General features: G+C 66.4%; 9 protein-coding genes. 5 read left to right on the top strand and 4 right to left on the bottom strand.

The genetic code is table 11. The features are described 5' to 3' along the window. Positions 1-408: 408 nt before the first annotated feature. Entirely contained in the window at positions 409-786 is a 378-nt protein-coding gene (locus tag ACQR1L_RS33985) for a DUF1428 domain-containing protein (RefSeq protein ID WP_434862265.1), read from the bottom strand. 138 nt (positions 787-924) lie between these two features. Between ACQR1L_RS33985 and ACQR1L_RS33980 the strand changes: the two genes are divergently transcribed. Both ACQR1L_RS33980 and ACQR1L_RS33975 read left to right on the top strand, forming a co-directional pair. Beyond that, the gene (locus tag ACQR1L_RS33980; RefSeq protein WP_434862264.1) at positions 925-2,883 is read left to right on the top strand and encodes a DEAD/DEAH box helicase; all 1,959 of its coding nucleotides are present in this window, start codon (positions 925-927) and stop codon (positions 2,881-2,883) included. A gap of 55 nt (positions 2,884-2,938) precedes the next feature. Then, the gene (locus ACQR1L_RS33975) at positions 2,939-3,340 is read left to right on the top strand and encodes a DUF2177 family protein (RefSeq protein ID WP_315719722.1); all 402 of its coding nucleotides are present in this window, start codon (positions 2,939-2,941) and stop codon (positions 3,338-3,340) included. Between the two features lie 108 nt (positions 3,341-3,448). On the opposite strand, the gene ACQR1L_RS33970 is transcribed toward ACQR1L_RS33975, so the two are convergent. Beyond that, positions 3,449-4,108, bottom strand: a complete 660-nt coding sequence (locus ACQR1L_RS33970) for a peroxiredoxin (protein WP_434862263.1) — start codon at positions 4,106-4,108, stop codon at positions 3,449-3,451. 363 nt (positions 4,109-4,471) lie between these two features. Between ACQR1L_RS33970 and ACQR1L_RS33965 the strand changes: the two genes are divergently transcribed. Next, positions 4,472-5,035, top strand: a complete 564-nt coding sequence (locus ACQR1L_RS33965) for a hypothetical protein (RefSeq protein WP_434862262.1) — start codon at positions 4,472-4,474, stop codon at positions 5,033-5,035. A 172-nt stretch (positions 5,036-5,207) separates the two neighbouring features. Then, positions 5,208-6,332, top strand: a complete 1,125-nt coding sequence (locus ACQR1L_RS33960; protein WP_434862261.1) for a S1C family serine protease — start codon at positions 5,208-5,210, stop codon at positions 6,330-6,332. A 424-nt stretch (positions 6,333-6,756) separates the two neighbouring features. Here ACQR1L_RS33960 and ACQR1L_RS33955 read toward each other — a convergent pair whose 3' ends face one another. Next, entirely contained in the window at positions 6,757-8,610 is a 1,854-nt protein-coding gene (locus ACQR1L_RS33955; protein ID WP_434862260.1) for an alkaline phosphatase family protein, read from the bottom strand. 200 nt (positions 8,611-8,810) lie between these two features. Between ACQR1L_RS33955 and ACQR1L_RS33950 the strand changes: the two genes are divergently transcribed. Continuing rightward, positions 8,811-9,305, top strand: coding sequence for a ferritin-like domain-containing protein (locus tag ACQR1L_RS33950; protein WP_257165135.1), 495 nt, complete (start codon positions 8,811-8,813; stop codon positions 9,303-9,305). Between the two features lie 11 nt (positions 9,306-9,316). On the opposite strand, the gene ACQR1L_RS33945 is transcribed toward ACQR1L_RS33950, so the two are convergent. Continuing rightward, complete coding sequence (locus tag ACQR1L_RS33945) at positions 9,317-10,570, bottom strand: arsenic transporter (RefSeq protein ID WP_434862259.1); 1,254 nt, start codon at positions 10,568-10,570, stop codon at positions 9,317-9,319. Positions 10,571-10,581 lie beyond the last annotated feature (11 nt).

Here is a 10,581-nt window from a genome sequence, read left to right as displayed (position 1 = left end):
GGAATGCCGGGTGAAGGCCTCACCCATGGCCCGCCTGCGAAAAAAATGCAGGCGGCAGGTACCACAGGTTCAGCCGAACATCCGGCATTCCCTGCGCGGTGTCTTCACGCTTATACGCAGTCTCCCTGGCGCGCCGGGCTTGTTGGCCACCATGCCGCGACAATGCTTGCGCATTGCGCAGGGGATACCAGCATCGGGGTATCAGGACGCTGCGACTTCACGTCCGCAATCATGACGGTCGTCTGCGCTGAAAGCGCGTCCGACATGACCTGCGGCACCGCATCCCGCCCCGACGTTCGTGACGACGCGACGTCCCTCTGCATGGGGCGGGACACGCGGATCATACATGATTTCCGTAAAAGCGAAAGAGCAAAATTCGATTTTTTGGAAATCAAGCGAAGCGCCGCGTCATGTCTCTTGAGCCTTCGCCGTTGCCCGTCCCATGACGACAATCGGGTTGAAGCAGCCGAGGATCAGGCGCTTGGGATCGAAAGGGATGTCTGCTGGGATTTCGAAGCGGTCGTCGTCGCGCAGCCGCGCCTCGGCCGCATCGCATGTCGCCCTGTCGGGCCAGACCTGCCAGGAGAAGACGATCTTCTCGCCGGGCTTGGCGGCGACGGCCCGGCGAAAATCCGTGAGCTGGCCGTCGGGAACGTTGTCTTCCCAGGATTCGACGATTTCAACGCAGCCATATTCTTTGAACAGCAGGGCGCCTCGGTCCGCCCATCGGCGGTAGGCCTCGAGTTTCTCGGCGGGCACCGGGATCACAAATCCTGCGACATACATGGCCTCGTCTCCCCTGGACTCCGGTAAGGCTAGCACGACCGGGGCCAGCGCGCTGGGCCGGGCAGAGTCGGGGTTTTATGGCCTCGTGTTCCGGCGCGGCTTGGCGTAAAGCAGCCGGAATCGAAGAAAGGTCTTTCCTTGTCATTCCCCGCGACCAATCCGCCGCTGGCCCGCGCCCTGGCCGAGCGCAATTATGTGAATCCCACGCCCGTTCAGCTCGCCGTGCTCGACGAGGACGCCGAGGGCCGCGACTTGCTGGTGTCGGCGCAGACGGGGTCGGGCAAGACCGTGGCCTATGGGCTGGCGATGGCGGCCGACCTGCTGGGCGACGACGAGCGCTTCGGCCCGGCCGCGGCGCCGCTGGCGCTGATCGTGGCGCCGACGCGTGAATTGGCGCTGCAGGTCCAGCGCGAGTTGGCCTGGCTGTATCAGCATGCCGGCGCGCGGGTGATCTCCTGTGTCGGCGGCATGGATCCGCGCCGCGAGCATCGCGAGCTGGAGGCGGGGGCGCATATCGTGGTCGGCACGCCCGGGCGTCTCTGCGATCATCTGCGGCGCAGCCGTCTCGACATTTCGGAATTGAAGGTCCTGGTGCTCGACGAGGCCGACGAGATGCTCAATCTCGGCTTTCGCGAGGACCTGGAATTCATCCTCGAGACCACGCCCGAGACGCGTCGGACGCTGCTGTTCTCGGCGACATTCCCGCGCGGCATCGTGGCGCTGGCCAAAGAGTATCAGAACGACGCGTTCCGGATCGAGGTCGAGGGCGACGAGGGCGGCCACGCCGACATCGAGTATCGCGCCATCCGCATCGCGCCCGGAGATGCCGAGCACGCGGTGGTCAATCTGCTGCGCTTCTATGAATCGCCGAGTGCGATCGTGTTCTGCAACACCCGCGAGGCCGTCCGGCATCTGCAGGCGGCGCTGCTGGAGCGCGGCTTCTCGGTGGTCGCGCTGTCGGGCGAATTGACGCAGAACGAGCGGACCACGGCGCTGCAGTCGCTGCGCGACGGCCGCTCGCGGGTCTGCGTCGCGACCGACGTCGCGGCGCGCGGCATCGATCTCGCCAATCTCGATCTCGTCATCCATGCCGAGCTGCCGAACGATCCCGAGGTGATGCAGCATCGCTCGGGGCGCACCGGGCGGGCCGGGCGCAAGGGCGTCAGCGTGCTCCTGGTGCCGCCGGCGCGGCGGCGCCGCGCGGAGATGCTGTTGAGCCTCGCGGGCGTCGAGGCCGTCTGGGGCACGGCGCCGCAGGCGGACGAGATCCGCAAGCTCGATCAGCAGCGCATGCTGCAGGATTCGATCTTCACCGAAGAGACGACGGCGGATGATCTGGCGCTCGCGCAGCTCCTGCTCGCGCAACGGCCGGCCGAGGACATCGCCGCCGCGCTGGCGCGGCTCTATCGCGCCCGGCTGCCGTCGCCGGAGGACATTCTCGATGCCGTCGAGGACCGCGGCCGGCCGCGGCCCGAGCGTGCCGCGCGCGAGCGGCCGTCGCGGGGCGAGGAGCGCGCGCCGGCGCCGCGGACCAAGGGCGGCAAGCCGTCGCGCCACGGCATGGGCGAGCCGAGCGTCTGGTTCCGCGCGGCGATCGGGCGCCGCAAGAACGCCGAGGCGCGCTGGCTGCTGCCGATGATCTGCCGCCGCGGCGGCATCGACAAGCAGGACATCGGCGCGATCAAGATCTCGGACACGACGACGGAGTTCGAGATTGCCGCGCGCGTCGCCGACAGCTTCGCCGCCAACATCCGCCGTCCCGACAAGGAGGACACGATCCGCATCGAGCCGCTCGGCGCCGCGCCTGCAGCGCAGCCTGCGGCCGAGAAGGCGCGGCCGCAAAAGCCGCCGCGGCGCAAGGCGGAGGAGGGCGCCTATCACCCGCTCCACCGTGACGAGCCGCGCGAACGCGCGGAGGAGAGGCCGCGCGGCAAGCCGCATCGCGAGGCTCCGTCGAAGTCGTTCCGCGAACCGGCGTTCGCGAAGAAAAAGAAGCCGCGCGACAAGTCCAGTCATGGCGGTCAGGCGTTTCCTTCGAGCCATCCGCGCGCGAAGCCGCCAGGTGGCAAGAAGCCGAAGACCAAGCGTCGCGGCTGATCTGGCCGGTCGAGGCGCTCGCGTCGACCGCTGAACCGTGAGGGAGGAGCCGTCCTTGAGCCGCTACGCCGTCCTGTATTTTGCAACTCTGGCCGTGCTGCTCGGCTTCGACATTCCGTTCCTTGCCATCGTGGCCAAGGGCTTCTTCCAGTCGCAGGTCGGCGAGATGCTCGGCGAGGTCCGCCCCGTTCCGGCCGTGCTGTTCTATCTGATCTATATCGCCGGCGTGCTGATCTTCGTGAACGGCACCGCCGACGCCACCTGGCGCTCGACCTTGCTCTACGGCGCGCTGTTCGGGCTGTTCTGCTACGCCACCTTCGAGCTGACCTCGCTCGCGATGCTCAAGCAGTGGACCTGGACGGTGGTCGCGGTGGACATCAGCTGGGGCGTGTTCGTGACCGCGGTGTCGGCGACGGCCGGGCTGCTGATCGCGGACTGGGTCACGCCGCGGGGGTAGTTGGCAGTCATTCCGGGGCGCGCACAGCGCGAACCCGGAATCTCGAGATCCCGGGTCCGCCTCTGCGAGGCGGCCCGGGATGACGGAGGCGAACGTGGTTCGCCGCCGTCACTTCGGCTGCGGCACGACGCGCAGATACGGCTTCGGCGCCTTCCAGCCGTCGGGATAGATCGTCTTGGCTTCGTCGTCAGACACCGAGCCCGCGATGATCACGTCCTCGCCCTGCTTCCAGTCGGCGGGGGTGGCGACGCGGTGCTTGGCGGTGAGCTGCAGCGAGTCGATGACGCGGAGAATTTCCTGGAAGTTGCGGCCCGTGGTCATCGGGTAGACCAGGATCAGCTTGATCTTCTTGTCCGGGCCGATGATGAAGACGTTACGGACGGTCAGGTTGTCGGCGGCGGTGCGCTTGGCCGGATCGCCCGAGACCGCCGCGGGCAGCATGTCGTAGAGCTTGGAGACGTTGTAGTCGATGTCGCCGATCAGGGGATAGTTCGGCGCCGCGCCTTGCGTCTCGCGAATGTCCTCGGCCCACTGCGAATGCTTGTCTACGGGGTCGACGGACAGGCCGATCAGCTTGACGCCGCGCTTGTCGAACTCCGGCTTCAACCGGGCGAGCGCGCCGAGCTCGGTGGTGCAGACCGGGGTGAAATCCTTCGGATGCGAGAACAGCAGCGCCCAGCTGTCGCCGATCCAGTCGTGGAATTTGATCTTGCCTTCGGTGGTCTGAGCCTCGAAGTCGGGCGCGGTGGAGCCGATTTGCAGAGCCATGGGAGTCCTCATGTGACTGGAAGGGGCGGGATAAAACGTTCTCTCGACTATAGGAAATACCGCCTCCCATGGGAACCGTTCCAGAAAAAAGAGAACATCCTTCTCCTGCAGCCCGCGCGCGCAACAACTTCTTTTGAGTTCACAGCCTGCGGCGAAACATCCGTGAGACTACCGCCTGCCCAGATTTCGCCACGTCTCGGTCGCAACACGCCGCCCCTCGCTTGAGCCGCTTTGAACCGTGATCGAGGTCACTGCGGCAAAAGGGCAACCGATACAAAAACCCACAACGCCGTTTCGAACCATTAACCACTCGTTCAGACGCGGACCGACAAGGTGGGTCAACACAGCAACTGAGAAGAGAACATGGCTAGCTCTGCACCAAAAACCATCGATGGTCTCGAACCCTCCTCGTGTGAGACCGCTGCTTCCGCGCTCGGCATCGTGCGCGACGGCGTGATCACCGGCGAGGGTCCGACCACCGCAGGACGCGTGCACTTCTCCCGCATGCTCGACGCCGAGGACGCCGCCTGGTGCGCGCGCATCCTCACCGCAACCGCGATCAATGACACGCCGGTCAGCCGGGCCGAGGCCGAGGCGCTGTTCGAGATCGACGCCGCCGCGACCGAGCGCAAGGATGACGGCCGGTTCGAGGATCTGCTGGCCAAGGCGATCGCGCATCACACCGCGTCCGCCTCCGGCCTGCCGGTGCCGCCGCGCAGCGTGGCGCTGTCGCCGGAGACGCCGATCGAGAGCTGGGCGCCGATGAACGCGCGCGGCGTTCGTACCGATGCGCTGGAGTGGGTCGCCAAGCGCATGCGCGGCAAGCACCACGGCAATCGCGCGCTGCGCGCGATGGTCGCGACCCTGGTCGGCGTCTCGGTGCTGCCGCTGGCGCAGCTGCCGTCGATGATCGATATCGGGATGTAAGGCGCGCAGCGCCGCAGTCCGGTCGAGAGATTTCGAAGAGCGCGATGATCCCATCGCGCTCTTTTCTTTTGTCGATCCATCGCGTTGCGTCCCGATGCCCCCGGCCTCTTGATGATGCGGTGCTGCCGGTCAATAGATCGGTGGTGATGGGATCGAGCACGGAGACGATGAGATGAGCCGATGGAGCTTTCCCGCGCGCCTGCTGGCGGTGGCGGCGACGGCGCTGCTGCTCATGATGGCCTGGCAGAGCTTCCCGCTGATCCAGGCCGAACTGCTCGGCCTGCGCGCCAAGCCGCGCGACATCACGCCACGCGGCGATCTCGCCGCCGACGAGAAGAGCACGATCGCGCTGTTCGAGAGCCGCAGCGGCTCGGTGGTGTTCATCACGACCGTTCAACAGTCCGTCAACCCGTGGACCGGCAATGCGCAGCAGGAGCGCTCCGGCACGGGCTCCGGCTTCGTGTGGGACGAGCTCGGTCACGTCGTCACCAACTATCATGTGATCGAAGGCGCCACCGAGGCGCTGGTCAGCCTCACCGACGGCCGCTCGTTCCGCGCGGCGCTGGTCGGCGCCAGTCCGGAGAACGACCTTGCGGTGCTGGTGATCGGCGTCGGCGTCGACCGGCCAAAGCCGCTGCCGGTCGGCACCAGCGCCGACCTCAAGGTCGGGCAAAAGGTGTTCGCGATCGGCAATCCGTTTGGCCTCAGCAGCACGCTGACCACGGGCATCGTCTCGGCGTTGAACCGCAATCTGCAGGTCACACAGGAGCGGACCTTGAACGGCCTGATCCAGACCGATGCCGCGATCAACCCCGGCAATTCCGGCGGACCGCTGCTCGACAGTGCGGGGCGCCTGATCGGCGTCAACACCGCGATCTACAGCCCGTCGGGCGCCTCCGCCGGCATCGGCTTCGCCGTGCCTGTCGACAAGGTCAACCGCATCGTGCCGCGGCTCATCGCAAGCGGCCGCTATGTCAGCCCGAGTCTCGGGATCAGGACGGATGCCAAGGCCAATGAGGCGCTCGCCGCGCGGCTCGGCGTCTCCGGCGTGTTCGTGCTCGATGTCGAGCAGGATTCGGCGGCGGAGAAGGCCGGGCTGATTCCGGCGCGGCTCACGCGCGACGGCGGCTTCGCGCTCGGCGACGTGGTGCTGGCGATCGACGGCCAGGCGGTGGACTCGCCTGACGACATGACGCGTGCGCTGGAAGCCAAGACCCCCGGCGATCGCGTGGTGCTGCGCGTGCTCCGCAACCGTAAGACCATCGAGGTCCGGGTGACGCTCGATGTGGCGCGGTGAGGGAATTTCGTGCCTGACAGCGATGACCGCGTCTGAGGACGAAGCGGTCTGCAGAAGCAGTCTCCCCGCGAGTCGCTTTGCTCGCCTGGTCATGCGATCTCTCCACCCGTCATTCCGGGGCACGCCCGCAGGGCGTGAGCCCGGAATCCATAGCCACAAGCGGGCGTGTGGCGCGAGGTGGCTGTGGCATCTCTCTCCAACTCATAGCCGCTCGTGGCTATGGATTCCGGGCTCATTCGCGCTGCTTCAAAATGGCTGCGCCATTTTGCGCGCGAATGCCCCGGAATGACGGAGAGAGTTGCGCTTGCGGCGGATAAGTCGCTCATGCGGCGACGGACCCGTGCTAGGGCACGCCTGCGTTCCAAACAAAGATGCCCCGCTTTCGCGGGGCACTCTCGTGATCGGATGACACGCGATGGACTGATTACTTCGCCGCTGTCTTCTTCGGCGCCTCGTCGTCCAGTCCAACTGTGCGACCGGGGAAGCCAGCGGCGTCGAAATAGCGCTGGCTGCCGACACGCTGCAGCTTCAGCACTGTGCGCAGGCCGCCCGCGGCCGGGTCTGACTTGATGACGTCGGAGGTAGCCTTCGGCGTCGCGCCGTTCGGCATCGCCTCGGTCATGACGCGGCCGATCAGCTTGCCCTTCGGCGCGACCTTGAGGTCGAGCAGCTTGGCCGCGGTGATGCCGACGTCGGCGTTGCTGACGGGCAGGGGATCGACGAAGCCCGCCTTGAAGTCGGGACCGATCGCCGCCATGAAGTTGTAGGTGTCGCCGCGGCTGAACGAGCCGTGCATGCCCTGGCCCTGGCGGAGCACGGTGTCGGCCACCTCGACCGAGCAGTTGCTCGGCACGTCGCAGCCAGGCGCGACATAGGAGCGGAAGTTGACGACGATCGCGGGATGCGGCGTCACCGCCTTGCCGTCGAGATTGACGACCGACAGCGGCAGGGTGCCGGGGATCTCGCCGAGCTTGTCGTCGACGAAGATGCCGGAGACATAGTCCTGCTCCAGCAGCGCCTTGACGGTGCGGCGGGCCAGCTTCTTGTCGTTGTTCGGCAGATAGATCAGGTCGGAGCCGCCATTGGTGGCGACGACGAGATCGGGCTTGGTCGGGTCCTTGCCGAGCACGCCGTTGCCGGCCTTCGGATGCTTGCCGGCGGGCACGGCAGCGTTCTTGTCGTTGGGATCGAACAGCGGCAGCTCGAGCGCCTTGGCGAGGTCGAGCGCCAGGAAGCCCATCGGCAGAAAATCCTTCGGGGTGTCGTCATAGCTGACTTTGGCCGAGGGCGAGGTCTTGCTCTCCTTGGAGATGGTCGAGAAGCCGTGGTCGGCCTGGACCATGATGTTGGTCGAGGCGGACAGGCCGAGATCGTCGAGCGCCTTGCGCAGCGCGGCGAGATTGTCGTCGGCGTTCTTGATGCCGGCCATCGAGGTCGGACCGTTGATGCCCGGCGTGATGGTGTTGAGGCTGTCGCCGTGATTGTGCTGGCTGCCGTCGGGATCGCGCGACCAGAACACCAGAACGAACGGCTTGTTGCGCGCCTTGAACATCGGCAGCACCACCTTGGTGGCGACGTCGACCATGTAGGCCTGCTGGGCGACGTTGGCCGAGGTCGTGCCTGGCGTCTTGGCGTCGCCCGCCTTGCCGTTGTCGCCGCGCGGCGGCGTCGCCAGCGCGAGGCCAGCCTTGGTCAGGGCGTCCTTGACCTCGTCGGTCACGGGCACGCCGTTCTTGTTGCCGGTGGAATCGTCGATCACGATCGAGGAGGACGCGCCGGGCTTGCAGGGGCAGCCGGTGTGGTCGAACAGATAGGTCGGGCCGAGCTTGCCGATCGCAGCCGTCGAATATCCGGCCTTGCGGGCGAGCTTCAGGATCGTGTCCTCGTTGAGATAGTCGCCGTTGAAATGCTCGTCGATGTCGCCGAGCACCGCGTCGTTCTCGATGAAGGGCACCACGGTGTCGCCGGCGGGCGCCGAAGTGTAGCCGGTGAAGATCGTGTTAGAGAACGTGCCGGTGTCGCCGAGATAATGGCCGGTCGCCATCGCCGAGCCGTTGGCCATGGTGAAGGTCGGAAACAGCGAATGCGAATTCTTGAAATTGACGCCCTTGTCGCGGACGGCGGCCATGGCCGGGGCCGCCTCCGGCGTCACCTTCGCCGCGCGCAGGCCGTCGGGAATGAACAGGATGAGGTTATGGGGCGTGGCGTTCTGCGCGGATGCGGCGCCGGAGGACAGCAGGGTCAGTCCGGCGCACAGCGCTAGGAGCGGGCGGCGCATCAAGAACTCCTCAAATCGATCAAAGGAATCGCGGCGTGTCGCCGCAGGGAGCGGTTTAGTTTTGCCGCGTGACGGTTTTGTTACAAGGGGCTCGTCAGGCGCCGGCGCCGCTCCGGGCAGGATTTTCGTCCGGCGGTAGTCCATTGCAGGAACCAGGGTGTGGCTTTCCGGTTGTCGGGTCACAACACAGGGAGCACACCATGGCTGCAGACAAAGACCTCAACGAACTTTTTCTCGATACGCTGAAGGACATCTACTACGCCGAGAAGCAGATCTTGAAGACCCTGCCGAAGATGGCCAAGGCTGCGCAGTCGGACAAGCTGCAGGCCGCCTTCCTCAAGCACCAGGACGAGACCGAAGGTCAGATCGAGCGTCTCGAGCAGATCTTCGAGCTGATCGGCAAGCCGGCCCGCGGCAAGAAGTGCGATGCGATCGAGGGCATCATCGACGAGGGCAAGGAGATCATGGACGAGTACAAGGGCACGCAGGCACTCGACGCTGGCCTGCTTGCTGCAGCGCAGGCGGTCGAGCACTATGAGATGTCCCGCTATGGGACCCTGAAGGCGTGGGCCCTCAAGCTGAATCTGCCGAAGGCGGCCAAGCTGCTCGACCAGACCTTGAACGAAGAGCGCAAGACGGACGAGAGCCTGAGCAAGATCGCGGAGACGGCAGTCAACTACGAAGCCGCCGCCTGATCCCACGATCGCTACCACAATGCCGCCGCCAGCGCTGCCAGCAGCGCTGGCGGCGTCGTCACGAGTCCGATCTTCAGAAACTGCCAGGCCGTCACCTCGATCTTTTCGCGCCGCAGCGCGGTGAGCCAGAGGATGGTCGCCAGCGAGCCGGTGACGGAGATGTTGGGGCCGAGATCGACGCCGATCAGGATCGCCCGGATCACCTCCTGAGGCAGGTGATCGCTGGCCGCGACCGAGCCGGCGACCAGGCCGACCGGCAGATTGTTTGCGACGTTGTCGGCCACGGCTGTGATCAGCCCCGCGGCCCAGGCCGTGCCGGCCGGCGAGGCGGCGACCCCTTGATGCAGCCAGGCGCTGAGCTGGCCGATCGCGCCGGCGCGGCTCAATCCCTCGACCATCACGAACAGGCCGCCGACCAGCGGCAGCACGCCCCAGGACACGCCTTTGACGATCGGCCAGGGTGACTGCCGGCTGACGAGCAGGATCGCGGCCGCCGTGACCACGCCGCAGACGAAGGTCGGCAAGCCCAACTGGACGTCAAGCGCGGAAGCGGTCAGCAACACGGCGGCGATGGCGACAATGCCCATCGCGGCAAGCCGGCCTTCTCGGCTCAGATGCGGCTTCTCGACATCGGTCCGCAGCGTCTCCTCGCGCAGGGCGCGGCGCTGGGTCAACCAGAGCGCGACATAGGTGAGGGCAATGGCCGCGATCGATGGCAACGTGAACTGGCGCAGCCAGTCCGTCAGATGCGGCATGTGCTGGCCGAACACCACGAGATTGGCCGGGTTGGAGATTGGCAGCACGAAGCTCGCGGCATTGGCGATGAAGGCGCAGACGTAGAGATAGGGGAGCGGCGAGGCGCCGGCCGCCCGCGTCGCGGCATAGACCGCCGGCGTCAGCACGATCGCGGTGGCGTCGTTGGAGAGCAGCACGGTGACCAGGGTGCCGACCGCGTAGACCAGCAGGAACAGCAGCTGCGGCGAGCCGCGGGCGTGCTCCACCGCGTAGGCCGCGAGATAGTCGAACAGGCCCTCGCGGCGGGCGAGCTCGGCGATCAGCATCATGCCGATCAGGAACAGATAGACGTCGACGCCCTTGCGGATGCCGGCGAGCGCGTCCGTCCATGGCAGCAGGCCGACCGCCACCAGGAGGAGCGCGCCCGTGACCGCCCAGATCGCTTCGGGCAGCCGGAAGGGGCGGATGATGACGCCGGCAGTGGCGGTGATGATGATGGCGTAGGCGAGCCAGGTCGTATGTGCGAACATGATCGGGGATG

The organism is Bradyrhizobium sp. HKCCYLR20261, from assembly GCF_051168435.1.
In the GTDB taxonomy this organism is placed as follows: domain Bacteria; phylum Pseudomonadota; class Alphaproteobacteria; order Rhizobiales; family Xanthobacteraceae; genus Bradyrhizobium.
Note: the sequence above shows the minus strand (reverse complement) of the source record. Positions and strands in the feature narration are given on the sequence as shown.

Bases quoted from the DNA above. Each gene is read 5' to 3' on its own strand.
- ACQR1L_RS33985 (WP_434862265.1), bottom strand. From the start codon at position 786: ATGTATGTCGCAGGATTTGTGATCCCGGTGCCCGCCGAGAAACTCGAG.
- ACQR1L_RS33970 (WP_434862263.1), bottom strand. From the start codon at position 4,108: ATGGCTCTGCAAATCGGCTCCACCGCGCCCGACTTCGAGGCTCAGACC.
- ACQR1L_RS33950 (WP_257165135.1), top strand. From the start codon at position 8,811: ATGGCTGCAGACAAAGACCTCAACGAACTTTTTCTCGATACGCTGAAG.
- ACQR1L_RS33955 (WP_434862260.1), bottom strand. From the start codon at position 8,610: ATGCGCCGCCCGCTCCTAGCGCTGTGCGCCGGACTGACCCTGCTGTCC.
- ACQR1L_RS33965 (WP_434862262.1), top strand. From the start codon at position 4,472: ATGGCTAGCTCTGCACCAAAAACCATCGATGGTCTCGAACCCTCCTCG.
- ACQR1L_RS33945 (WP_434862259.1), bottom strand. From the start codon at position 10,570: ATGTTCGCACATACGACCTGGCTCGCCTACGCCATCATCATCACCGCC.
- ACQR1L_RS33960 (WP_434862261.1), top strand. From the start codon at position 5,208: ATGAGCCGATGGAGCTTTCCCGCGCGCCTGCTGGCGGTGGCGGCGACG.